Annotated in this window: 23 protein-coding genes and 1 pseudogene; 11 read left to right on the top strand and 13 right to left on the bottom strand. The window is 70.9% G+C overall.

From position 1 onward, the window contains the following. Nucleotides 1-206 precede the first annotated feature (206 nt). From pdxH to AB0F52_RS02510, 3 genes are all read left to right on the top strand, one after another. Nucleotides 207-884: a pyridoxamine 5'-phosphate oxidase gene (gene pdxH / locus AB0F52_RS02520; protein WP_103336704.1), complete on the top strand. Its 678-nt coding sequence runs from the start codon at nt 207-209 to the stop codon at nt 882-884. A gap of 102 nt (nt 885-986) precedes the next feature. Continuing rightward, nucleotides 987-2273 carry an MFS transporter gene (locus AB0F52_RS02515; protein WP_360163758.1) on the top strand — a complete coding sequence of 429 codons (1287 nt, stop codon included), beginning with the start codon at nt 987-989 and terminating at the stop codon, nt 2271-2273. A gap of 23 nt (nt 2274-2296) precedes the next feature. Beyond that, on the top strand, nt 2297-2854 hold the full coding sequence (locus AB0F52_RS02510) for a DUF3558 family protein (RefSeq protein ID WP_360163756.1): 558 nt from the start codon (nt 2297-2299) through the stop codon (nt 2852-2854). Nucleotides 2855-2857: 3 nt separating this feature from the next. Here the strand turns inward: AB0F52_RS02510 and AB0F52_RS02505 are convergent, their stop codons facing one another. The 3 genes from AB0F52_RS02505 to AB0F52_RS02495 are packed head-to-tail and all read right to left on the bottom strand — an operon-like array spanning nt 2858 to nt 5090. Next, nucleotides 2858-3682, bottom strand: coding sequence for an MBL fold metallo-hydrolase (locus AB0F52_RS02505; protein ID WP_360163754.1), 825 nt, complete (start codon nt 3680-3682; stop codon nt 2858-2860). Then, nucleotides 3679-4512 carry an MBL fold metallo-hydrolase gene (locus tag AB0F52_RS02500; protein WP_360163752.1) on the bottom strand — a complete coding sequence of 278 codons (834 nt, stop codon included), beginning with the start codon at nt 4510-4512 and terminating at the stop codon, nt 3679-3681. The genes AB0F52_RS02505 and AB0F52_RS02500 overlap by 4 nt, the downstream gene beginning before the upstream one ends. Next, nucleotides 4512-5090 (bottom strand): TetR/AcrR family transcriptional regulator, encoded by a 579-nt coding sequence (locus AB0F52_RS02495; RefSeq protein ID WP_360163750.1) that lies wholly within the window; start codon nt 5088-5090, stop codon nt 4512-4514. Before AB0F52_RS02495 ends, AB0F52_RS02500 begins: the two co-directional genes overlap by 1 nt. A 66-nt stretch (nt 5091-5156) precedes the next feature. Between AB0F52_RS02495 and AB0F52_RS02490 the strand changes: the two genes are divergently transcribed. From AB0F52_RS02490 to AB0F52_RS02480, 3 genes are read left to right on the top strand one after another with little or no spacing between them, the layout of a single operon-like run. Next, complete coding sequence (locus AB0F52_RS02490; RefSeq protein WP_360163748.1) at nt 5157-6062, top strand: aldose 1-epimerase family protein; 906 nt, start codon at nt 5157-5159, stop codon at nt 6060-6062. Further along, nucleotides 6029-6532, top strand: coding sequence for a GNAT family N-acetyltransferase (locus AB0F52_RS02485; RefSeq protein WP_360163746.1), 504 nt, complete (start codon nt 6029-6031; stop codon nt 6530-6532). Before AB0F52_RS02490 ends, AB0F52_RS02485 begins: the two co-directional genes overlap by 34 nt. A gap of 11 nt (nt 6533-6543) precedes the next feature. Next, nucleotides 6544-7761 (top strand): amidohydrolase, encoded by a 1218-nt coding sequence (locus AB0F52_RS02480; protein WP_360163744.1) that lies wholly within the window; start codon nt 6544-6546, stop codon nt 7759-7761. Between the two features lie 48 nt (nt 7762-7809). Here AB0F52_RS02480 and AB0F52_RS02475 read toward each other — a convergent pair. The 3 genes and pseudogenes from AB0F52_RS02475 to AB0F52_RS02465 all read right to left on the bottom strand — a co-directional run. Next, nucleotides 7810-8172 (bottom strand): annotated as a pseudogene (locus AB0F52_RS02475) (Uma2 family endonuclease); the annotation flags it as partial. A gap of 35 nt (nt 8173-8207) precedes the next feature. Further along, on the bottom strand, nt 8208-8756 hold the full coding sequence (locus AB0F52_RS02470; RefSeq protein WP_360163742.1) for a Uma2 family endonuclease: 549 nt from the start codon (nt 8754-8756) through the stop codon (nt 8208-8210). Nucleotides 8757-8805: 49 nt separating this feature from the next. Next, complete coding sequence (locus AB0F52_RS02465; protein ID WP_360163740.1) at nt 8806-9942, bottom strand: acyl-CoA dehydrogenase family protein; 1137 nt, start codon at nt 9940-9942, stop codon at nt 8806-8808. Between the two features lie 101 nt (nt 9943-10043). Between AB0F52_RS02465 and AB0F52_RS02460 the strand changes: the two genes are divergently transcribed. The 4 genes from AB0F52_RS02460 (at nt 10044) to AB0F52_RS02445 (ending at nt 14530) form a co-directional block, all read left to right on the top strand. Continuing rightward, nucleotides 10044-10625, top strand: coding sequence for a TetR/AcrR family transcriptional regulator (locus tag AB0F52_RS02460; RefSeq protein ID WP_360163738.1), 582 nt, complete (start codon nt 10044-10046; stop codon nt 10623-10625). Nucleotides 10626-10667: 42 nt separating this feature from the next. After that, nucleotides 10668-11609, top strand: a complete 942-nt coding sequence (locus tag AB0F52_RS02455; RefSeq protein ID WP_360163736.1) for a carbohydrate kinase — start codon at nt 10668-10670, stop codon at nt 11607-11609. A 197-nt stretch (nt 11610-11806) separates the two neighbouring features. Beyond that, nucleotides 11807-13123, top strand: a complete 1317-nt coding sequence (locus AB0F52_RS02450; protein WP_103336718.1) for a citrate synthase — start codon at nt 11807-11809, stop codon at nt 13121-13123. Between the two features lie 60 nt (nt 13124-13183). Beyond that, a complete protein-coding gene (locus AB0F52_RS02445; RefSeq protein ID WP_360163733.1) occupies nt 13184-14530 on the top strand; it encodes a deoxyribodipyrimidine photo-lyase in 1347 nt (448 codons plus the stop codon). A 42-nt stretch (nt 14531-14572) separates the two neighbouring features. On the opposite strand, the gene AB0F52_RS02440 is transcribed toward AB0F52_RS02445, so the two are convergent. The 6 genes from AB0F52_RS02440 to AB0F52_RS02415 all read right to left on the bottom strand — a co-directional run bounded on the left by AB0F52_RS02440 (nt 14573) and on the right by AB0F52_RS02415 (nt 19782). After that, nucleotides 14573-15763, bottom strand: a complete 1191-nt coding sequence (locus AB0F52_RS02440) for an ABC transporter permease (RefSeq protein ID WP_360163731.1) — start codon at nt 15761-15763, stop codon at nt 14573-14575. Beyond that, complete coding sequence (locus tag AB0F52_RS02435; protein WP_360163729.1) at nt 15760-16674, bottom strand: ATP-binding cassette domain-containing protein; 915 nt, start codon at nt 16672-16674, stop codon at nt 15760-15762. Before AB0F52_RS02435 ends, AB0F52_RS02440 begins: the two co-directional genes overlap by 4 nt. Further along, on the bottom strand, nt 16667-17206 hold the full coding sequence (locus AB0F52_RS02430) for a DUF6498-containing protein (RefSeq protein ID WP_360163727.1): 540 nt from the start codon (nt 17204-17206) through the stop codon (nt 16667-16669). The genes AB0F52_RS02435 and AB0F52_RS02430 overlap by 8 nt, the downstream gene beginning before the upstream one ends. Beyond that, nucleotides 17203-17472 carry a helix-turn-helix transcriptional regulator gene (locus AB0F52_RS02425; protein WP_013230147.1) on the bottom strand — a complete coding sequence of 90 codons (270 nt, stop codon included), beginning with the start codon at nt 17470-17472 and terminating at the stop codon, nt 17203-17205. Before AB0F52_RS02425 ends, AB0F52_RS02430 begins: the two co-directional genes overlap by 4 nt. 208 nt (nt 17473-17680) lie before the next feature. Continuing rightward, nucleotides 17681-19222, bottom strand: a complete 1542-nt coding sequence (locus AB0F52_RS02420; protein ID WP_360163725.1) for a glycerol-3-phosphate dehydrogenase/oxidase — start codon at nt 19220-19222, stop codon at nt 17681-17683. Continuing rightward, nucleotides 19219-19782 carry a helix-turn-helix domain-containing protein gene (locus AB0F52_RS02415; protein ID WP_360164587.1) on the bottom strand — a complete coding sequence of 188 codons (564 nt, stop codon included), beginning with the start codon at nt 19780-19782 and terminating at the stop codon, nt 19219-19221. Before AB0F52_RS02415 ends, AB0F52_RS02420 begins: the two co-directional genes overlap by 4 nt. A 298-nt stretch (nt 19783-20080) precedes the next feature. On the opposite strand from AB0F52_RS02415, the gene AB0F52_RS02410 reads away from it, so the two are divergent. Continuing rightward, nucleotides 20081-21499 carry an FAD-binding oxidoreductase gene (locus AB0F52_RS02410; RefSeq protein WP_360164585.1) on the top strand — a complete coding sequence of 473 codons (1419 nt, stop codon included), beginning with the start codon at nt 20081-20083 and terminating at the stop codon, nt 21497-21499. Here the strand turns inward: AB0F52_RS02410 and AB0F52_RS02405 are convergent. Continuing rightward, nucleotides 21477-22031, bottom strand: a complete 555-nt coding sequence (locus AB0F52_RS02405; RefSeq protein ID WP_360163723.1) for a gamma-glutamylcyclotransferase family protein — start codon at nt 22029-22031, stop codon at nt 21477-21479. The two genes, AB0F52_RS02410 and AB0F52_RS02405, sit on opposite strands and share 23 nt — an antisense overlap. Nucleotides 22032-22068 lie beyond the last annotated feature (37 nt).

The following is a 22068-nucleotide window of genomic DNA, read 5'->3' as shown; positions in this document are numbered from 1 at the left end:
ACGCGCCGAAGGTAGGTGCTTGCTGTATCGATCCTGGTCCGGCGGGTAACGCGGGGGTTACAGCTTGTTGTCCTGTGGTTACGGGCAGGTGGCGCGGACGAGGTGGCGGGTGTCACCGTTCAGTGGGTTCCGCTGCCGCTCGTGAGGCCCTAACGTGCGCAGGAGCCGAAGTGACAGCTGCCCCGACCGGGTACGGAGGTTTGGCGATGATGCCGGAGATCGAGGACCAGGTGGAAGACGCCGTAGTGCGCCTGCCGGGAATGCGCGTCGCCTACGACGGCGCGGCGTTCGACGAATCCGCGCTGGCGGCCACCTGGACCGACCAGCTGCAAGGCTGGCTGAACCAGGCCGTGGCCGCCGGTATCGCCGAGCCGAACGCGATGGTGCTGGCGACGGCGGACGCCGAAGGCCGCCCATCGTCCCGGACGGTGTTGTGCAAGGGCCTCGACGACCGCGGCGTGGTGTTCTACACGAACTACACGTCCTCGAAGAGCCACGACCTGACGGCCACGCGGTACGCGTCGGTGACGTTCCCCTGGTACGCGCTCCACCGCCAGGTCCACGTCCGCGGCGAGGTCGAGAAGGTCGGCGTCAAGGAGACGGCGGAGTACTGGGCCCAGCGTCCCCGCGGCTCCCAGCTGGGCGCGTGGGCGTCCCCGCAGTCCCGCGTGGTGGACGGCCGCCGGGCGCTGGAGAACGCGCTGCACGGAATCGAGCGGCGGTTCGCCGACGTCGAGCAGATCCCGGCCCCGCCGCACTGGGGCGGCTGGCGGATCCGCCCGGACCTGGTGGAGTTCTGGCAGGGCCGCGAAGACCGCATGCACGACCGGCTGCGGTACGTCCGCAACGACGACGGCTGGAACATCGAGCGCGTCGCGCCGTGATCTCGACGCCCTGAGGTTGCGGGCTGCGCAACCTCAGGGTCGCACCCCGGGCGACATAAATCACGCGACCCCAGATAGTTAGCCCGGCTAAGCTGATGTGTCGTGACTGGTGAACCGGGGACCCTGCCGCCCCGCTCGGGCTTGCGCAAGGTCCTCGGACGCATCATCGTCGACACCCGGCCGCTCAAGATCCCGGCCTTCCGGCGGCTCTGGCTGTCCACTGTGGTCACCGCCGTCGGGACCCAGCTGACCGCCGTCGCCGTGCCCAAGCAGGTCTTCGACCTCACCGGATCCTCGGCCTACGTCGGTCTCACCGGGCTCGTCGCCCTCGTGCCCCTGCTGATCTTCGGGCTCTGGGGTGGCGCCGTCGCCGATGCCGTCGATCGGCGGAAGCTGCTCTTCGTCACCAACGTCGGCGTCGCGATCACCTCCGCCCTCCTCTGGCTGCAGGCCTTCGCGAACTTCGGCTCCGTCTGGCTCGTGCTCGGCCTGCTCGCGGTCAACCAGGCGTTCTTCGCGATCAACATGCCCACCCGCGGTGCCGTCGTCGCGCGGCTCGTACCCGCCGAACTGCTGCCGTCCGCGAACGCCCTCAACAGCACCATGTCCACCTTCGGCGCCGTCTTCGGGCCGTTGCTCGCCGGTGCGCTGATCCCCGTCCTCGGCCTCTCCACCCTCTACCTGATCGACGTCGTCGCCCTGACGATCACCCTCCTCGCCGTCTGGCGGCTGCCGTCGATCCCGCCGCTCAACGGCCTCTCGCGCCGCGCCGGGCTCCGGGACGTCGTCGACGGCTTCCGGTACCTGGCCGGGCAGAAGATCCTGCTGGCCTCCTTCGTCGCCGACATCATCGCCATGGTCTTCGGGATGCCGCGGGCGCTGATCCCGGAGATGGCCGAGCGGACCTTCGGCGACCCGCCCGGCGGCGGCCCCGCCCTCGGCTGGCTCTACGCCGCCCTCCCGCTGGGAGCGATGCTGATCGGGCTCTTCTCCGGCTGGCTGACGCGCATCCACCGCCAGGGCGTCGCGGTCGTCGTCGCGATCTGCGCGTGGGGTGCCGCCGTGGCCGCGTTCGGGCTCGCGCACTCGCTGTGGCTCGCCGTCGTCTTCATGGCGCTGGCCGGCGCCGCGGACATGGTCAGCGCCGTCTACCGGATGGCGATCCTGCAGGTCGCGACCACCGACGAGATGCGCGGCCGGCTCCAGGGCGTTTTCACGGTCGTCGTCGCCGGCGGTCCCCGGATCGCCGACCTCACCCACGGCTGGGGCGCCGCCGCGTTCGGCACCACGGTCACGGCGAGCGCCGGCGGCCTGCTGGTCATCGTGCTGGTCTGCGCGTCGATGTTCCTGCTCCCGGCCTTCTGGCGATACCGGGCGCCCACGACGTAGGCGGCGCGGGTTATGGTGCGGACATGCGTACCGTAGTTGTCGCTTTTGTCGCCTTTGCCGCGCTGACCGCCTGCTCTTCCGGGGACGAACCGTCGAAGGCTCCGTCGTCCTCCGCGGCCCCGAAGCCGAAGCCGGCGCCGAGTACGAACGCCGCCGCCGGGGCGCTGGACCCGTGCAAGCTGCTGCCCGCGGAGGCCGTGTCGAAGGCGCTGTTCCTCGACAACCTCACGGCGGTGCCGGGCCCGGTCCAGGACAACGCGGCCAGCGGCGGCAAGGCGCGCACCTGCGAGTACCAGCACGACGGCAAGGCCGCGGGCGCGCTCGCGGTGACCCGCTACGAGGGCAAGCAGGGCAAGCCCGCCGAGATGCTGGCGTCGATCAAGAAGGCGAAGCCGGGCGCGCAGGACGTCCCCGGCTTCCCGGACGGCGCGGTCTACTACGTCGACGGGCAGAAGACGGCGACGCTCGCCTCGGCCGAACTCGTGGAGGGCACGCCGGTCCTGGTCAACTACACCGGTCCGGCGAAGATGACGCCGGAGCAGATCGCGCCGCTCGTCAAGCAGGCCCTCGCCGCCGGCTGAGCCTCACCGGCGCAGCGCGGCCAGCTCGATCGGGCTGTGCGCCGAAAACACCGTGACCTCGTCCTGGTGAGTCCGCGCCAGCTCGTGCAGCCGCGCCAGGTTCTCCAGCCGCGGCCCGCGCAGCGTCTGGACGAGGTTCTGGAACGCCGTCATGACCGGCGGGCAGTGCGGGGCCACCGGGTCCAGCTGGCCGTGGAAGAAGTACGCGTCGCCGGCGTGCAGGAGCCAGCCGTCGCCGGTGTCGACCGCCACGCCCGTGTGGCCGCGCGTGTGGCCGGTGAGCGGGACCAGCAGGATCTCCTCCGGCAGGCCCTTGAGCGACCGGACCGCCTCGAAGCCGAACCAGGGCTCGCCCATCTCGTCGTAGGTGCTCCACAGCGGGCGGTGCGCGAACTGCGCCCTGCGGTAGCGGTACTTTTCCCCGGCGTCCGCGGGCGCCGTCGCGGCCCGGTGCTCCTCCGCCCGGACGTGCACGACGGCGTTCGGGAAGTCGGCCAGCCCGCCCGCGTGGTCGACGTCGAGGTGCGTCGCGACGATGTGCCGGACGTCCGCCGGGTCGAGGCCGAGGGCCTTGATCTGCGCGACCGCCGTCTCGGCAGCCACCGGCTTGGCGCCGACCATCGCCATGAACGGCTGTCCGAGCCATTCGGCGGGGCGCGCCACGCCCTGGCTGCCGAACCCGGTGTCGACCAGCACCAGGCTGTCGCCGGTCTCGACCAGCAGGCAGTGCGCGACCAGCTCCGCCCGCCGCAGCAGGCCGGGCTCGCCGTCGAGCAGCTTGCCACCCGCCGGGCGCATCGATCCGCAGTTCAGGTGGTGCACCTTCATACGCTGCTCCTGGTGCTCAGCCGGAGGAATTCGGTCTCGTCGTGCGCGGCGAAGACGGTGACCTCCGCGCCGTGCTCCTGAACAAGCTGACGCAGGCGGCGGTGATTGTCCAGCCGGGCGCGCGGCACCGTCTCCATGCGGCCCTCGAACCACTTCAGCCCCGGCGGGCAGCGCGGGGCGGTGGCATCGACCTGCCCGTGGAAGAAGTACGAGTCGCCGGCGTTGAGCAGCCAGCCGTGGCCGGTGTCGACGGCGACCCCGGCGTGCCCGCGCGTGTGCCCCGACAGCGGGACCAGCAGGATCTCCGGCGGCAGGCCGTCGAGCTGCCGGACGGCGTCGAAGCCGAACCACGGTTCGCCGCTGTCCGCATAGGACGTCCACTGTGGACCGTGGGCGAACTGGATCCGGCGGTAGCGGCCGCGTTCGTCTTTGCGTGGCTCGGTGAACGCCCGCAGCTCTTCGGCGTAGACGTGCACGCGTGCCCACGGGAAGTCGATGAGCCCGCCGGCGTGGTCGAGGTCGAGGTGGGTCAGCACGATGTCCCGGACGTCGGCGGGGTCGAAGCCCAGCGCGCGGATCTGCGCGATCGCCGTCCGCGCCGGGTCCGGGACGGGGTTGGACTGGCGGACGAACCCGGCGCCGAGCCAGGCGGTGCGGTCGACCGCGGCCGGGGTGCCCATGCCCGTCTCGACGAGCACGAGACCGGTGTCGGTTTCGAGCAGCAGGCAGTGGCAGACCATGGTGGCGCGCCGGAACACGCCCGGCCGGCCGTCGATCAGCTTGCCGCCCAGCGGGCGCAGGGTGCCGCAGTTCAGGTGGTGGACGCGCATCAGGCGAACTCCCGGTCGAGGGTGGTGTGCAGGTGGGTGGCGACCGCGCGCAGCGGCGCGAGGTCACGGCGGGTGCGGGCCAGCAGCAGCCCGCCTTCGATCGCGGCGAGCACGATGGTGGCGAGCTCGTCGGCACGCTCGGCGGAAAGTCCTTGTGCGGCAAGGTATCCGCTGAGGACACCGTGCCAGGACGCGTAGCCGTCCGCGCAGGCTTCCCGGATGGGCTCGCTCGCCGCGGCGGCGTCGAGCGCCACCGTCGCCAGGGGACAGCCGCGCTGGAAGTCCGATCCGGTGAGGAAACCCGCGAGCGCGTCGACCGCGCGGTCGATCCCGGTCGCGGGGTCGGGAGCGTCGTCGAGGATGGCTTCGAGGAGAGCGCCGGTGCGCTCGCTCGACAGCCGGACGGCTTCGGTGGCGAGTTGCTCCTTGCCGCCGGGGAAGTGGAAGTAGAGCGACCCCTTCGGAGCGCCGCCGGCCGTGGTCAGCTGGGTCAGGCCGGTGGCGTGGTAACCCTGGGTCTGGAACAGGTCGGCGGCGGTGTCGAGCATCCGCTGCCGCGTGTCGGTGCGGCGAACCATGACCGAACCGTAGCGCAAACTATGACGACCGGTCTAGTGACTTCGCGGATCGGTAAGGTCGTGCGCATGGGCAACCCGACCGGTCAGCAGTTCGAGATCACCCGCGGCAACGCGCGCGCCGTCGTCACCGAAATCGGTGCCGGGCTGCGCGCCTTCGAAGTCGGCGGCGTGCCGTACGTCGAGGAGTTCCCCGAAGACGCGAAGCCGCCGATGGGGGCCGGGCAGGTGCTGCTGCCCTGGCCGAACCGCACCAAGGGCGGCCGGTGGACGTTCCAGGGGGAGACCCAGCAGCTCGAGATCACCGAGGAGGCGCGCGGCAACGCCATCCACGGCCTGACCCGCCACCTCGAGTGGGAGCTGCTGGAGCACGCCGAATCGTCGGTCACCCTGGCCGTCGACGTCGCGGTGCAGCCGGGCTGGCCGGTGCCGCTGCGCGCGACCGTCACGTACGAGGTCGCGCCGCGCGAACTGACCATCACCCACGAGATCCGCAACGAAGGCGAGCAGCCGATCGGCGTCGGCGTCGGCACGCACCCGTACTTCCGGATCGGCGACGTCCCGACCGACGAGCTGACGCTGACGCTGCCCGCGAGCCGGGTCCGGCCCTCCCGGCCCGATGAGCAGATGCCGTACGCCGAGGAACAGGACGTCGAGGGCACGGAGTACGACTTCCGCGCCGGCCGCGTGCTGGCGGGCGTCAACCTGGACACGGCGTTCGGCGGCCTCGCGGCCGCTGACGACGGCCGGCACCACGTCGTCCTGAGCCACGAAGGCCAGGAACTGCTGGTCTGGACGGGTCCCGACTTCCGCTGGGCGCAGGTGTTCACCCCGGACGACCTGGTCGGCCGCGGCCGGGCGGTCGCGATCGAGCCGATGACCTGTCCCGCCGACGCGCTCAACACGGGCACCGACCTGATCGAGCTGGAGCCGTCGGCGTCGTGGTCGGGCAGCTGGGGCATCCGGGTCCGGTGACGCCGCTTCGCCTTGACGTCGCCGACGCGGGTGAAGTGCTGACGCTGCAACGCGCCGCGTACGTCACCGAGGCGCGCGCCCACGGCGACCTGGACCTGCCGCCGCTGCTGGAGACCCTGGACGAGACCCGGGCGGCGCTGACCGGCCTGTCCTGGGGCGTCCGGGAGGCGGGGCGCCTGGTGGCGTCGGTGCGGCTGACGGTGACCGGGCCGGTCGGGGTGATCGGGCGCCTGGTCGTCGCCCCGGACCGGCAGGGGGCCGGGCTCGGCGGCGGGCTGCTGCGGTTCGCGGAGTCGGCGGCACCTGAGGAGGTGACGGTGTTCAGGCTCTTCACCGGCTCGAAGAGCGTGGGGCCGTTGCACCTGTACGCCAAGCACGGCTACCGCGAGACGCACCGGACGCCCGAGAACAACCACGAGCTCGTGCACTTGGAGAAGGCCCGCGTGCACGTCCCCGGACGAGTTCGTTAGCGTGGCGAACTATGGCGAAGGCAATTGTCGGGGGCTATGTCGTCCCCATCGACGGTGATCCCATCGACGGCGGCACGGTCCTGATCGACGGCGGCAAGATCGTCGCGGTCGGCACCGAGGCCGACGTCGACATCCCGGAGGACGCCGAACTGGTCGACGCGGCGGGCACCTGGGTGCTGCCCGGCTTCATCGACGCCCACGCCCACCTCGGTGTCCACGAGGAGGGCGAGGGCTGGTCCGGCAACGACACCAACGAGATGACCGACCCGAACGGCGCCCGCTTCCGCGCCGTCGACGGCATCGACCCCTACGAGCCCGGCTTCGACGACGCGCTCGCGGGCGGCGTCACGAGCGTCGTCATCAAGCCCGGGTCGGGCAACCCGATCGGCGGCCAGACGATCGGCGTCAAGACCTGGGGCCGCAGCATCCTGGACATGATCTTCGCGGAGCACGTCAGCGTGAAGAGCGCGCTCGGCGAAAATCCGAAGCGCGTGTACGGCGAGAAGAAGCAGACGCCGTCGACGCGCCTGGGTGTCGCGGCGATCCTGCGCGAGGCGTTCACGAAGGCCCGCAACTACCAGGCGAAGCGCGCGCACGCGGAGTCCGAGGGCAAGCCGCACGAAGTCGACCTGACGCTGGAGACGCTCTCGAAGGTCCTCGACGGCGAGCTGTTCTGGGACCAGCACGTCCACCGCGCGGACGACATCGTGACGGCGATCCGGCTGGCCGACGAGTTCGGCTACAAGCTGGTGATCAACCACGGCACCGAAGGCCACCTGATCGCGGACCTGCTGGCCGAGCGGGACGTCCCGGTGATCCTCGGCCCGCTGTTCACCACGAAGTCGAAGGTCGAGCTGCGCCACCGCACGCTGCGGTCGGCCGGCATCCTGGCCCGCGCGGGCGTGAAGATCGCGATCACCACCGACCACCCGGTGATCCCGATCAACTTCCTGGTGTACCAGGCGGCCCTCGCGGTGAAGGACGGCCTCGACCCGGCGACGGCGCTGCGTTCGCTGACCGTCAACCCGGCGTCGATGCTCGACCTCGACGGGCAGATCGGTTCGCTGAAGCCGGGCCTGGACGCCGATGTGGTGCTGTGGTCGGGCGACCCCCTCGATGTGATGAACCGCGCGCTGCGCGTTTTCGTCCGGGGTGACGAGGTGTACCACTTCGACGAGTCACTGGGCGAGGGCGTGTCCAAGGACCGCCGGTACCGGGAGACCCGCTGAGTTTCGGGTGGCACGCCGGTAACCGGGCGGTTCCGGCGTGCTGCCCGATCAGTCGAGGAGTGTGGTCAGGTCGAGCTTGACGGGGAACGGGACGTCGGTGGTGAAGGTGCCGGTGACCGCGGCGGCGTCCAGATAGCCGGAACCTGCTCGGTGGCACGCGACCAGCGAGACCGGCTCGGTGAGGTCGACGATCCAGTAGTGCGGGATCCCCGCGTCGGCGTACTCGTCGTGCTTGACGCGGTAGTCGGTGCGCTTCGATCCCGGTGACACGACCTCGACGACCACCGCGACTTCGTCGGCGCGAAGCATCTCCTCGTCACCTCGCGCAAGTGCGGCTTTGTCGAAGATCAGCAGGTCGGGCCGACGCGAGAAGCTGGGTTGATCGCCGGGAGCCAGCTGTAGGTCGAGGTCGACGCCGTGGATGAATGTCAGCTCGGGTGGCCCCTTCAGGGGACCAAGGCATCCAGGTCGATCTTGACCGGGAACGGAACATCCGTGGTGAACGTCCCGGTGACCGCCGGCGCGTCGACGTAGCCCGATGCCCCGCCTCGGTGGCAGGCGACGAGCGAGACCGGCTCGGCGGTGTCCACGATCCAGTAGTGCGGGATCCCGGCGTCGGCGTACTCGTCGTGCTTCACCTGGTAATCGGTGCGCTTCGAGTCCGGTGCCACGATTTCGACGACGATGAGCACCTCGTCGGCCCGGAACAGGCCGGTCCCGCGGGCGAGCGCGGCGCGGCCGACGACCAGCAGGTCCGGCCGCCGGGCGAAGCCGGGTTCGCCGTCCGGTGCCAAGCACAGGTCGAGGTCGTTGCGGACGACGAAGGCGAGCCCGCGCGGCAGCTGCCGTTCGAGCTGGCCGGCCAGCAGGCAGACGGCCACGTCGTGGCTCCGGCCGGAGCCGGGCGAGGTCACCACGCGGCCTTCCACCAGCTCCGTGAAACCGGTGCCGTCGAGCGCCGCGTACTCCTCGATGGTCAGCAGATGACCGGGCATACCACCACGGTATCCGTCCCCAGCACGCGACACGGGTCGCTGGATCGGGCTACGCGTTCTTCAGTTCCCGGGCGATGACGACCCGCTGGATCTGGTTGGTCCCTTCGAAGATCTGCGGCACCTTCGCCTCCCGCATGTACCGCTCCACCGGGAAGTCCCGCGTGTACCCGGCGCCGCCGAGGACCTGGACGGCGTCCGTCGTCACCTTCATCGCGCCGTCGGTCGCGACCAGCTTGGCGATCGACGCCTGCCGGTTGAAGGGCATTCCGCGGTCACGGCGCCGGGCCGCGTCCAGGTACAGCGCCCGGGACGCCTCCACCGTCGCGGCCATGTCCGCCAGCAGGAACTCGACGCCCTGGAAGTCGATGATCGGGCGGCCGAACTGCGAGCGCCCCTTCGCGTACGCCACTGCTTCGTCCAGCGCCGCCTGGGCCAGGCCCACCGCGCACGCCGCGATCCCGAGCCGGCCCGAGCTCAGCGACGACAGCGCGATGCGCAGCCCGGCACCCGGGGCGCCCAGGAGCCGCTCGGCCGGGACTCGGGCGCCGTCGAAGATCATCTGGGCGGTCGGCGAGCCGGTCAGGCCCATCTTCCGTTCGCGCGGAGCCGCCGACAGGCCTTCGGTGGCGCCGTCGACCAGCAGGCACGAGATCTCGTCCGGGCCGGTGCGGACCATCGTCGTGTAGAAGTCCGCCACCCCCGCGTGGGTGATCCACGCCTTGGTCCCGTTGACGACGTAGTCCGAGCCGTCGAGACGCGCGCGCGTCGACAGCGCCGCCGCGTCCGAGCCCGCCTGCGTCTCCGACAGCGCGTACGCGCCCAGGAGCGAGCCTTCGAGCATGTCCGGGAGCCACCGGTCGCGCTGCTCGTCGGTGCCGTACTGCGTGAGCGCGTAGCAGGACATCGTGTGCACCGACAGCCCGACGCCGACCGTCATCCACGCCGTCGCGATCTCCTCCAGGACCTGGAGGTAGACCTCGTACGGCACGTCGCCGCCGCCCCAGCGTTCGCTGTAGGGCAGGCCCAGCAGCCCGGACTTGCCCAGCAGGCGGAACTGCTCGCGGGGGAACTGCTCCGCTTCCTCGGCCGCCGCCGCCCGCGGGGCGAGCTCGTCACGCGCGATCTCGGTGGCCAGGGCGACCAAGGCCTCGGCGTCCGAGTTGGGCAGCAAGCGTTCGGCGGGCATCGTTGTCCTCCAAAGCGGTACTGAAAACAGTACTGTGGATCAATCCAGAGTACAGTACGACAGGTCTGGGGTAGCCGGAAGACGTAGGAGATAGTGAGCCGATGCGCCCCGAACCCCGCCGACGGCCGACCGCCCGCCAGCAGGCGCTGCTCGGCGACCTCGAGGCGTTGTTCCTGGCCGAGGGCTTCGCCGTCTTCACGCTGGACGACCTCGCCGGCCGCCTGCGCTGCTCGAAGTCGACGCTCTACGCGCTCGCGCCGAGCAAGGAACAGCTCGCCGTCAGGGTCGTCACCGGGTTCTTCCGGGGCGCGGCGGAGCGGATCGAGGAGCGCATCGACGGCATCGACGACGCCCCCAAGCTCATCGGGGAGTACCTGGCCGGCGTCGCCGAGCATCTCAACCGGGCGTCGGCGGCCTTCATGCGGGACCTCGCCGAATTCGGCCCGGCCCGGGAGGCCTACCAGCTCAACAGCCGGTTCGCCGCGAACCGGCTCCGGCAGTTCATCGACAAGGGTGTCGCCGACGGGGTGTTCCGCGACGTCCACGCCCGGCTGGTGGCCGAGATGACCGGGCTGATCATCGAGGGCATCCAGACCGGCGTGCTCGCTCAGCGGACCGACGTGTCCGACGCCGACGCGTTCACCGCTTTGGGTGAGCTGCTGCTCGGCGGCTTGAACAAATAGCGGACAGGAATTGTCAGCCGGAACTCCATTAAACTGCGCGACGTGATCGTCGTAGGCGGAGAAGCTCTGGTCGACCTGGTTCCCGGCGACCCCCTGGATTCCACTGTGGACGGTGGGTTGCGCGCGCTGCTGCCCCGCCTGGGCGGCGGGCCGTACAACGTCGCGCTGGCCGCCGGCCGGCTCGGGGTGCCGGCGGCGTTCCTCTCCCGCGTGTCCACCGACCGCTTCGGCGAAGCGATGATCGAGCGGCTGCACGCCTCCGCCGTCGACACCTCGCTGCTGCAGCGCGGCGACGAGCCGACGACGCTGGCCGTCGTGGCGCTCGACGCGAAGGGGGCCGCGCGCTACAGCTTCTACGTCGAGGGCACCGCCGACCGGCTGGTCGCGGATCCGGGTCCGCTGGCCGAAGGTGTGACAGCGCTCTCACTCGGCACGCTCGGCATGGTCCTCGAGCCCGGCGCCTCGGCGTACGAGGCGATGCTGCGGCGTGAAGCGGCCCGCGGCGTGCTGACCGTCCTCGACCCCAACATCCGCGAGGCGCTCATCACCGACCCGGCCGCCTACCGGGCCCGGTTCGCGTCCTGGCTGCCGGACGTCCGGCTGCTGAAGATCTCCGACGACGACGCCGCGTGGCTCACCGAAGGCGCCGATCCGGTCGCCGCCGCGAAGACGTGGATCGAGTCCGGTGTGGACGCCGTGGTGCTCACCCGGGGGGCCGACGGGCTCTCGGTGATCACCGCCGCAGGTGAGCTGGCCCACGTGCCGTCGCGAAAAGTCACCGTCGTGGACACCATCGGCGCGGGCGACACCGTGCACGGTGCGCTGCTGGCCTGGCTGCACACCCGCCAGGCCGCCGACCTGGCCTCCCTCGACGCCGGCGCGTGGCGCGAGGCTCTGGAGTTCGCGGCGAAAGCGGCGTCGATCACGGTCTCCCGCAGCGGCGCCGAACCGCCCACGTCCGCCGACATGGCGGCCACCGTGTGAACCTGGTCCCAAAGGGGCCCCCGGGAGCAACGTCACCGCTGCGCGAAGGCGGGTTTCTCGACTAGCGTAGAGGGGCATTCTTCATACCCCAGCGGGGCGGTGTGCAGCGAGGCGCCAGTGTTTCCTCGCGTGAACACGTGGCTACCTGTGGAACGTACAGGCGCCGCCGGCCCGTGCCCAACGTGAGAGGGACTTGCATGTCCGACGCGACGACTGCGGGGCAGTCCGGCGGAGAAACCGCGAAGCTGACCCTGCCGAGTGGCGAGCACGAGTTCAAGATCGTCCACCCGGTCGAAGGCGCGCCGGGGATCGAACTGGGCAAGCTGCTGGCGCAGACGGGGTACATCACCTACGACCCCGGTTTCGTCAACACCGGTGCCGCGTCGTCCGCCATCGCCTACATCGACGGTGACGCCGGCATCCTCCGCTACCGCGGGTACCCGATCGAGCAGCTGGCCGAGAAGTCGACCTTCGTCGAGGTCTCCTACCTGCTGATCTACGGCGAGCTGCCGACCGAGACCCAGCTGGCCGACTTCACCGGGAAGATCCAGCGGCACACGCTGCTGCACGAAGACCTCAAGGCGTTCTTCAGCGGCTTCCCGCGCGACGCGCACCCGATGCCGGTCCTGTCCAGCGCGGTGTCGGCGCTGTCGACGTTCTACCAGGACTCGCTCGACCCGTTCGACGAGCCGAACGTGGAGCTGTCCACGATCCGGCTGCTCGCCAAGGTTCCGACGCTGGCCGCCTACGCGTACAAGAAGTCCGTGGGCCAGCCGCTGCTGTACCCGGACAACTCGCTCGGCCTGGTCGAGAACTTCCTGCGGATGACGTTCGGCTTCCCGGCCGAGCCGTACGAGGTCGACCCGGACGTCGCGAAGGCGCTCGACCTGCTGTTCATCCTGCACGCCGACCACGAGCAGAACTGCTCGACCTCGACCGTGCGCCTGGTCGGCTCGTCGGAGGCGAACCTGTTCGCCTCGATTTCGGCGGGCATCAACGCGCTGTTCGGCCCGCTGCACGGTGGCGCGAACGCCGCGGTGCTCGACATGCTCGAAGGCATCAAGAACGACGGCGGCGACGTCGCCAAGTTCGTCGAGCGGGTGAAGAACAAGGAAAAGGGCGTGAAGCTGATGGGCTTCGGGCACCGGGTCTACAAGAACTACGACCCGCGCGCGAAGATCATCAAGAACACCGCGGACGAGATCCTCGGCAAGCTCAAGGGCGGCGACCAGCTGCTGGAGATCGCCAAGAAGCTCGAGGAGACGGCGCTCTCCGACGACTACTTCATCGAGCGCAAGCTGTACCCGAACGTGGACTTCTACACCGGCCTGATCTACCGGGCACTGGGCTTCCCGACGAAGTTCTTCACGGTGCTGTTCGCGCTCGGCCGGCTCCCGGGCTGGATCGCGCACTGGCGCGAGATGATCAACGACCCGGCCACCAAGATCGGCCGCCCGCGGCAGATCTACACCGGCCACGCTTCGCGGGACTACACCCCGATGTCGGAGCGCTGATTCGTTTCACGCGAACGTCCCGCCGTGCACCCGCACGGCGGGACGTTTACGTTTACCGTCGTGACTCGAGAAGCGCCGGTCGTCCTTTGGTTTCGCCGTGACCTGCGGCTGGGTGACCACGCAGCCTTGCTGGAGGCGTCCAAGCACAGCAAGCACGTGCTCGCGCTGTACGTCCTCGACGACGCGCTGCTCAAGCCGGGCGGTGCGCCGCGTGAGGCCTTCATGTACGGCTGCTTGGAGAAGCTGAACGAGCAACTCGGCGGCCGGCTGATGCTGGTCCGCGGCGAACCGGCGGCCGAGGTCGTGAAGGCCGCGAAGAAGATCGGCGCGGCCGCGGTGCACGTCAGCGCCGACACCGGGCCCTACGGTCGCCGCCGGGATGCTTCGGTGGCGGAAGCGTTGGCGGAGCACAACATCGAGTGGGTCGAGACGGGCTCGCCGTACGCTGTGACGCCGGGCCGCGTCACCAAGCCGGACGGCGATCCCTACCGCGTCTTCACTCCCTTTTACCGGGCGTGGACCGCGCGCGGGTGGCACTCGCCTGCCGACACTGGACCGTCCCTTGTGGACTGGGTCGAACCGCCGCGGTCGCTGAAGATCCCGAAGGCGCCCGCGGTTTCCGCGACGCTGCCCGAACCCGGCGAGCAGGCCGCGCTCGACGTCTGGCACGAATTCCTGGACGACGGCATCGAAACCTACGACGAGGATCGCGACCGGCCGGACCGCGAAGGCACCACCCGGCTTTCGCCGTACCTGCGCTGGGGCTGCCTCCACCCGCGGACGATCTTGGCGGACCTTGACGGCGACGACCGCGCCGGCGCGAAGTCGTTGCGCAGCGAGATCTGCTGGCGCGAATTCCACGCCGACGTCCTGTGGCACCGCCCGGAAACGGCGCGCGAGAACTACGACCGGCGCTTCGACGGGATGAAGTACGACGACGACCGCGAGGCCTTCGAGCGGTGGTGCGCGGGCCGCACCGGTTACCCGATCGTGGACGCCGGGATGCGGCAGCTGCTCGCCGAGGGCTGGATGCACAACCGGGTGCGGATGGTCGTCGCGAGCTTCCTGGTGAAGGACCTGCACCTGCCGTGGTGGCTGGGCGCCCGCCACTTCATGAAACACCTGGTGGACGGCGACCTGGCGTCGAACCAGCTGAACTGGCAGTGGGTCGCGGGCTGCGGCACCGACGCGGCACCGTACTTCCGCGTCTTCAACCCGACGACCCAGGGCGAGAAGTTCGATCCGGCCGGCGACTACGTGCGCAAGTACGTGCCGGAGCTGCGTTCCGTCGAGGGGAAGGCGGTGCACAAGCTGAAGGACCGCCCCGAGGAGTACCCGGAACCCATGGTCGACCACGCCCACGAGCGCCAGGTGTCCTTGGAGCGGTACGGCAAGATCACGTCGTGAGTGGCAATGAGGTTCTAACCCTCATCACCACTCACGACCGGGTCAGCCACGCAGTGCTTCCGACAGCTTGATCCGGCTGCCGATCCGCAGCACGCTGTTGCCGTAGATCTTCCCGCCGATCCAGGTCAGCACGGCGACGAGGGCGATGGTCAGCGCCAGTGACAGCCCGATCTCCCAGCCCGCCGCCGCGCCCGTCGAGATGCGGGCCGGCATCAGGATCGGCGACAGCAGGGGGATCAGCGAGACGATCTTCGTCGCCGAGCTCGCGGGGTTCTGGACCAGCAGGTTGAAGCCGGCGATGAACCCGACGACCAGGATGATGTTGAGCGGCCCGACCACCGACTGGGTGTCCTCCTGCCGCGACACCAGCGACCCCAGCGCGCCGTAGATGGTGGCGTACAACAGGAAGCCCAGCAGGTACCAGAGCAGGCCCCACAGCACCGCGCCCGTCGCGAAGCCGGACAGGGTGAACACGCCGGTCGCCGCCGCGGCCCCCAGCCCGACCACCGCGAGGATGACCAGCTGGGTCAGGCCGACCAAGCCGAGCCCGATCACCTTGCCCAGCAACAGCTGCCACGGCCGCACGCTGGCGAGCAGGATCTCCACGACCCGGCTCGACTTCTCCTCGACGACGCCCTGCGCGACCATCATCCCGTAGGTGATGATGCTCATGTACAGCAGGAACGCCACGACCAGCCCGACGACCAGCCGCTGCGTCTGGTCGGCCGGCTCCGGCGAGAGGGCGTCGTCCTGGACGTGGGTGCCGTTGACCCTGGCCATCACCTCGGCCGGTTCCAGCTGCGCGGACGACAGCACGCCGTCGAGCACCTGCCGCTGGGCGACCTGGTCGAGCACCCGGCGCAGCCCGCTGTCCAAAGAGGACTTGTAGGTGGCGGTCAGTTGTGCGGCGCTGCCCGAGACGAGCGCGTCGACGTCGCCGTCTTCGACCTTCTTCCGGCCTTCCGCCGCGTCGGTGACGACGACCGTGCTGATCTCGCGGCCGGAAAGCGCCGCTTCGGCCTGCAGCTGGCGGGCGATCCCGATCGCCTGGCCGGTCAGCCCGACGGTCTTCTTGTCCGACGAACCGGCCAGCGACGTCTGGAACAGGACGTACCCCAGCAGCAGCACCAGCAGTACGCCGGTGCCGACGACGAACGACCGCGTGCGCAGCCGGGTGTTGAGCTCGCGCTTCATCACGAGCCAGACGGCGCGGCGGCCACTCAACGTCCTCATCGCGGTTCCCCCTTCTCGGACACGGCGTCGCGGAACAGCTCGGTGAGCGAGCGGCGACGGCGGCTGAACTCGGTGACCGGCCCGGTCGCCAGTGCGGCCGCGAGCACGGCCTGGTCGTCCGCGCCCGGTTCGAGGTCGAGCACGGTGGTGGTGCCGTGGTGTTCCAGCACGCGCACGCCGGGCAGGTCCGCGGCCCAGCCGTTGCTCGCGGCCGGCGCCGTCACGACGAGCTTGCTGCGGGCGCCCGAGGTCAGCTCGTCGACCGTGCCGACGGCGACCATCCGGCCGCCGCGGATGATCCCGACCCGGTCGCACAGCCGCTCGACGAGGTCGAGCTGGTGGCTGGAGAACACGACCGGCACCCCCGCGGCGGCCTTCTCCCGCAGGACGCCGCTCATCACGTCGACGGCGAGCGGGTCGAGGCCGGAGAACGGCTCGTCGAGCACCAGCACCGCGGGGTCGTGCACCAGTGCGGCGGCCAGCTGGACGCGCTGCTGGTTGCCGAGGCTGAGCTTCTGCACCTCGTCCTTGCGGCGCTCGGCGAGCCCGAGCCGGGTGATCCAGTTCTCGGCGTTGCGGTGCGCTTCGCCGGCGCTCAGCCCGTGCAGCTCGGCCAGGTAGACGAGCTGGTCGAGCACCTTCATCTTCGGGTACAGCCCGCGTTCTTCCGGCATGTAGCCGATGTGCGTCCGGGTTTCGTGCGTGACAGGCCGGCCGTCGAAGCGGACTTCACCGCCGTCGGCGGCCAGCACCCCCAGCGCGATCCGCATGGTGGTGGTCTTGCCGGCGCCGTTGCTGCCGACGAAGCCGAACAGCTCGCCGGCGCGGACGTCGAACGAGACGCCGTCCAGCGCGACCTTGGCGCCGTAGCGCTTGGAGATCCGGTCGATCTCCAGTGTCCCCTCAGGCATTCCCCATCCCCTCCTCGAAGTCTTCGGGGTCGTCGTCCGGCAGCGACCAGCCCAGCACGATGGCCGGGATGGTCGTGCCGGTGAGCAGCAGCGCGGACAGCATCATCGCGCCGCCTGCCGCGGTGTCGGCGACGACCAGGCCGTAGAACATCGCGATCAGCATCAAGTAGCTGAGCGCCTGGTAGCCGATGTAGGTGACGCGGTGGCGCCACTCGCGCTCGCGTTCGTCCAGCAGGCGTGAAAAGCTGCCGCTCATCCGGCCGGTCAGGACGCGCAGCGTGATGAACGCGAACCCGCCCACGACCAGCCCGGTCAGCCAGAAGGCCGGGAAGACCCAGCTCGGTTGTGCTTTGAACTGGGTGGCCCCGGCGACCAGGGCGAGGTCGGCGAGCACGAGGACGACGACGAGCGTCCGGCGGTGCTTCCGGGTGCGCCAGCCCGGCAGCTTCCGGGCGCGTTTCCGTTCGGCCTCTTCCATCTTGTCGAGCTGGCGATCCCAGTAAGCCGCGAGGCGGCCCGGCTGCTCGGTCATGCTCCCCCCTCGCGGTAGACCTGGGTGGAAAGCGGCGTGAACGGCTCGCGGCTGAAGACCGCCTCGACGGGCAGGTCGAACACCGCACAGATCCGGAACGCCAGATCCAGGCTCGGATAGTGGTCACCCCGCTCGAGCGCGCCGATGGTCTGCGGGTTGACATCGACGGCACCGGCAAGCGTGGCTCGGGTCATCCCGCGCTCCGCCCGGAGCACGGGAAGCCGGTTGTAGATCGGCAGCTCTTTGCCGCGTCTGACCGGACTCATGGCACTAACTGTTGCAAAAACCCAACGGGAGGTCAACTCAATAGAACATCAAGCCCGATTGTGCACATGGGTGGCGGGTTGTGGATGAGGGGGTGGGGTGTGCGGCTGAGCGGCGGCTTTGTCGGTAGGGGCCGATGGACTGGACTTGGGCACGCCCCCTAGGGGAGGGTGGGGGTGCTGTGCCGGCGGGGGTGCTGTGTCCGTGACGTCAGGCCAGCCCTGCCAGCGACTTGTCGACAAGTTCCGCGACTCGCGCCCGCGCCGCCTCGGCGTCCGACGGGATCAACGACAGCCGCGTCCGGCGCTCCAGTACGTCCTCCACGTCCAACGCGCCCTCGTTCCGGACCGCCCACACCACCTCGGCCGCCGTGATCTCCGTTCCCGGGGCCACCGGGGCCGCGAACTCCGCGTCCACCTCGCCCAGCGCCGCCACGCGCGATGCCTCCGTGCCGTACCGGGCCACCAGCCGGGGTGCCGCGTCCACAAGGGACAATTCCGGCCGGGGTGCCGCTCCCAGCAACGGCAACCGGGCCGTGCGGCACGATGTGGCCGGGAGGCCGGCGAGGCGGACCGCCGCGTCGACCGCGTCCTCGGCCATCCGGCGGTACGTCGTCAGCTTGCCGCCCACCACGGTCAGCAAGCCGTCCGGTCCGGCCAGGACCGCGTGCTTGCGGGAAAGATCCGCCGACCGGCCGCTCGTTCCCTCGACCAACGGGCGTAGCCCCGCATAAGATCCGGCGACGTCCGCCCGGGTCAGCGGCCGGGCGAGCACCGAGGAAGCCAGCGACAGCAAGAAGTCCACATCGGACTCGGGAACCACCGGCACGGACGGGATCGGGCCCGACACGGGCTCATCGGTGAGTCCCAAGTAGACTCGCCCGTCCGGCTGGGGGAGCAGGAAGACGAACCGGTTGGTCTCCCCGGGCACACCGATGTTCACCGACGTCGTCCCCATCGGCACCGTCCCCGGCGCCAGCACCAGGTGCGAACCGAGCGACGGCCGCAACCGCACCGAACCCGTCAGCGTTCCCGCCCAGACCCCCGTCGCGTTGATCACCTGCCGCGCGTGGATGTCCATTGTGGAGCCAGAAATACCGTCGCGCACCTGAACGCGGTCCGCTGCGAGCGAAATGGCCGACAGCCGCGTGAGGATGCGCGCACCGAACGATGCCGCCGTCCGGGCGAGGGAAACCACCAGCCGCGCGTCGTCGACCAACGCGCCGTCGTAGGCCAGCCAGGCGCCGCGCAGGCCGTCGGCGGACAGGCCCGGCGCCAGAGCCAACGCCAGCGGTGCCGGGATCGACCGAGGCCGTGGCAGCACCGACGACGGCGTGCGGGCGGCCCGGCGCAGCACGTCCCCGGCGCGCAAGCCGGCCGCGACCACCCTCTCCTGCGCGCGGGAAGTGCTGGGGTACCACGGAAACAGCTGCGGCGTCGCGCGGGTGAGGTGCGGTGCCGTGCGCGTCATCAGGATCCCGCGCTCCACCGCGCTTTCGTGCGCCAAGCCGAGTTCGCCGTGCGCCAGGTACCGCAGGCCGCCGTGGACCAGCTTCGACGACCAGCGCGACGTCCCGAACGCCAGGTCGTGCGCCTCCACCAGCGCGACCGACAGACCCCGCGAAGCCGCGTCCAGCGCGATACCCGTGCCGGTGACGCCGCCGCCGACCACGACGATGTCGACGCGCTCGCCCGACGCCAGCTCCGCGAGCTCGCGTTCGCGGCGCCGCGCGTTGAGCGAGCCGGACGTCATGGCCGCAAAGCCGCGTCGAGCACGTGGGTGAACTCCGCCATCAGCGCCACCTCGTCGACGTCCACGGTGGCCGGCCGCAGGGAGAAGGCGAACGACTGCACCACCAGCAGCACCGAACGGGACTGCACCGCGACCGGCGCCCGCCGGATCGAGCCGTCCTGGTGGCCGGCCTCCAGCAGCCCGTGCAGCGCCTGCTCGGCGAACTTCTGCGTCGCGCCGAGCCGCTCCACGATGTACGGGAGGACGAGCTCGGGGTCGACGTCGAGCAGGGTGCGGAACAGCGGGTCGGTCGACAGCGCGCGCACGCCGGCCGCGGCGATGAGCACGAGCCGGTCGCGGCTGTGCGCGGCATCCGCGCCGCCTTCGCTCGCCGTGCGCAGCAACCCGCTGAACTCGCGGGTCATCAGGGCGGCGAGCACGCTGCGGACGTCGGGGAAGCGGCGGTAGACCGTCATCCGGCTGACGCGGGCGGTGCGGGCGATTTCGGCGAGTGTGGTGCGGCGCACACCGACGGCCAGCACGCACGAGCGCGCGGCGTCGAGCAGCACGTCATCGGCCACCCGCGTCGCCGTCTGGCGGTTGCGGGTGTCCGCGAGCGCGGAGGAACCTGCCGTCTGCGTGGTGTGACGTTTTACGTCCATGTGTCACACTGTAGTCGTGAACGCTCTCATTGACCACCGCCTCCGCCGGTCCTGGACCGAGGAAGCCGCCGGCGCCGCCCCGCTGCCCGCGCGGGCGGCCAAGTGGCTTGAACAGCGTATCGGCCAGACGGCCCCCAGTGCTGCTCCGACGGGCGATTTGCCGGTGGAAATACCGTCACCGAAACTGGCGAAACCTGCTGGGGAAGCGCTTGCGGAAGTGGTCGGCGCGGAGAACGTGCTGGTCGACGCCGCGGCCCGGCTGGCGAGGGCGACCGGACTGTCCTACCTCGACCTCCTGCGGCGCCGTTCGCCGTCGGCGGAGTTCCCGGTGCCCGACGCGGTCGTGCTCCCCGCCGATCCGGACGAGGTCCAGGCGGTCCTCGACGTGTGCGTCCGGCACGACGTCGGAGTGGTGCCCTTCGGCGGCGGAACGTCGGTGGTCGGCGGTGTCGCCGCACTGCGCGGCGAAAAGACGTCGGTGATCGCGCTGGACCTCGTCCGGCTCGACGCGCTGGTGTCGGTGGACGCCGAGTCGCGCATCGCCGTCCTGCAGGCCGGCGTCCGCGGGCCCGAAGCCGAGCGGCTGCTCGCCGGGCACGGCCTGACGCTCGGGCACGTCCCGCAGTCGTTCGAGCGCGCCACGATCGGCGGCTTCGCGGCGACGCGCTCGGCCGGCCAGGCGTCCTCGGGCTACGGGCGGTTCGAGGACATGGTCACCGGCGTGCGGCTGGCCACCCCGCGCGGCCCGTGGAAGCTCGGCGTCGCCCCGGCGTCCGCGGCCGGGCCGGACCTGCGCCAGCTCGCGATCGGCAGCGAGGGCACGCTCGGCGTGATCACCGAAGTCGCGCTGCGGGTGCGGCCGGCGCCGCCGGTCCGGCGTTACGAGGGCTACGCGCTGCCGGGCTGGGCGGCCGGCGCCGAAGCGGTGCGGGACCTCGCGCAGCACCACGCGCTCGCCGACGTCACCCGGCTGTCCGATGTGGACGAGACCGAGGTGTCACTCGCGCTGAACGCCGGGGTGAAGACGGCGGCGCTGCGCCGCTACCTCGCCGCGCGGGGCGTGCGACGGCCGTGTTTCCTCATCGTGGGCTGGGAAGGCACCGCGCACGACGTGGCGCTGCGCCGCCGTGAGACGGCCCGGCGGTTGAAGGCCTCGGGTGCCGTGCGCGTCGGCAAGTCGCTCGGCGAGTCGTGGCGGCACGGCCGGTTCGCCGGGCCCCGGCAGCGGGACACGTTGCTGGACATGGGCATCTGCGTCGAGACGCTCGAAACGGCCGCCTACTGGTCCAATGTGGACGAGCTGCGCGACGACGTCCGCGCGGCGCTGACGGCCGCGCTGGGCCGGGCGATCATCATGTGCCACATTTCGCACGCGTACGAAACGGGTGCGTCGCTGTACTTCACCGTGCTGACGGCCCGCGACGAAGCCGACCCCGCCGGCCAGTGGCAGCGCGCGAAGGCGGCGGCCTGCGAGGCGGTCACCGGACTGGGCACGATCTCGCACCACCACGCCGTCGGCGTCGATCACGCGCCTTACCTGAGCGCGGAAATCGGTGCGCTGGGGGTCGAGGTGCTGCGGGCGGCCAAGTCCGCGGTGGACCCGACCGGGATCCTCAACCCCGGAAAGCTGGTGTGACGACTTCGCAGGGCACGCCGTGGCCGTCGGCCGCGACACCCTGCAGCCGCGCCGCTTCGGTCTGCGGGACGGCGGAGGTGCGCACCGGCGCGCCGTCGACCAGCAGGGGGTAGCGGATCGGCGCGGCGCCGACGTACGTGTGGACGCCGGTCAGGCGCGTGCCGTCCTCGAGGGTGATGTCGGGGTCGGTGAGCCGGGCCAGGTGGTAGCGGGTGCCGCGGCCTTCGCAGCGGTCCAGGACCGCGAGCTGGTCCGGCGTAACGAACCAGATGGCGTGCTCTTCGACGCCCGGCAGCGCGGTGAGGGTGGCCGGGCGCTGGTCGTCGACCACGCGGAAGCCGGCCGCCCACACCGCGGCGAGCCCGGCGCAGCGCGCGTGCGCCACGACGACCGGGCCTTCGAGGCCGAGCCGGGCGCGCAGCCAGGTGATCTTCGACGGGTTCGCGTTCGAGCCGTAGGCCAGCACGGCCATCCGGTCGCGCCAGCCTTCGGGGGCGGCGTCGAGCGGGTGCCCGACGCCGTCGACGTGCACGAACGAGCGACCCGGCCGGGTGCCCGGGTAGGGCTCG

Source organism: Amycolatopsis sp. NPDC024027 (assembly GCF_040638975.1).
In the GTDB taxonomy this organism is placed as follows: domain Bacteria; phylum Actinomycetota; class Actinomycetes; order Mycobacteriales; family Pseudonocardiaceae; genus Amycolatopsis.
Note: the sequence above shows the minus strand (reverse complement) of the source record. Positions and strands in the feature narration are given on the sequence as shown.

Excerpts from the sequence above, each read along its gene's own strand:
- pdxH (WP_103336704.1), top strand. The coding sequence starts at position 207 with ATGATGCCGGAGATCGAGGACCAGGTGGAAGACGCCGTAGTGCGCCTG.
- AB0F52_RS02510 (WP_360163756.1), top strand. The coding sequence starts at position 2,297 with ATGCGTACCGTAGTTGTCGCTTTTGTCGCCTTTGCCGCGCTGACCGCC.
- AB0F52_RS02505 (WP_360163754.1), bottom strand. The coding sequence starts at position 3,682 with ATGAAGGTGCACCACCTGAACTGCGGATCGATGCGCCCGGCGGGTGGC.
- AB0F52_RS02500 (WP_360163752.1), bottom strand. The coding sequence starts at position 4,512 with ATGCGCGTCCACCACCTGAACTGCGGCACCCTGCGCCCGCTGGGCGGC.
- AB0F52_RS02495 (WP_360163750.1), bottom strand. The coding sequence starts at position 5,090 with ATGGTTCGCCGCACCGACACGCGGCAGCGGATGCTCGACACCGCCGCC.
- AB0F52_RS02490 (WP_360163748.1), top strand. The coding sequence starts at position 5,157 with ATGGGCAACCCGACCGGTCAGCAGTTCGAGATCACCCGCGGCAACGCG.
- AB0F52_RS02480 (WP_360163744.1), top strand. The coding sequence starts at position 6,544 with ATGGCGAAGGCAATTGTCGGGGGCTATGTCGTCCCCATCGACGGTGAT.
- AB0F52_RS02470 (WP_360163742.1), bottom strand. The coding sequence starts at position 8,756 with ATGCCCGGTCATCTGCTGACCATCGAGGAGTACGCGGCGCTCGACGGC.
- AB0F52_RS02465 (WP_360163740.1), bottom strand. The coding sequence starts at position 9,942 with ATGCCCGCCGAACGCTTGCTGCCCAACTCGGACGCCGAGGCCTTGGTC.
- AB0F52_RS02460 (WP_360163738.1), top strand. The coding sequence starts at position 10,044 with ATGCGCCCCGAACCCCGCCGACGGCCGACCGCCCGCCAGCAGGCGCTG.
- AB0F52_RS02450 (WP_103336718.1), top strand. The coding sequence starts at position 11,807 with ATGTCCGACGCGACGACTGCGGGGCAGTCCGGCGGAGAAACCGCGAAG.
- AB0F52_RS02440 (WP_360163731.1), bottom strand. The coding sequence starts at position 15,763 with ATGAGGACGTTGAGTGGCCGCCGCGCCGTCTGGCTCGTGATGAAGCGC.
- AB0F52_RS02435 (WP_360163729.1), bottom strand. The coding sequence starts at position 16,674 with ATGCCTGAGGGGACACTGGAGATCGACCGGATCTCCAAGCGCTACGGC.
- AB0F52_RS02430 (WP_360163727.1), bottom strand. The coding sequence starts at position 17,206 with ATGACCGAGCAGCCGGGCCGCCTCGCGGCTTACTGGGATCGCCAGCTC.
- AB0F52_RS02425 (WP_013230147.1), bottom strand. The coding sequence starts at position 17,472 with ATGAGTCCGGTCAGACGCGGCAAAGAGCTGCCGATCTACAACCGGCTT.
- AB0F52_RS02420 (WP_360163725.1), bottom strand. The coding sequence starts at position 19,222 with ATGACGTCCGGCTCGCTCAACGCGCGGCGCCGCGAACGCGAGCTCGCG.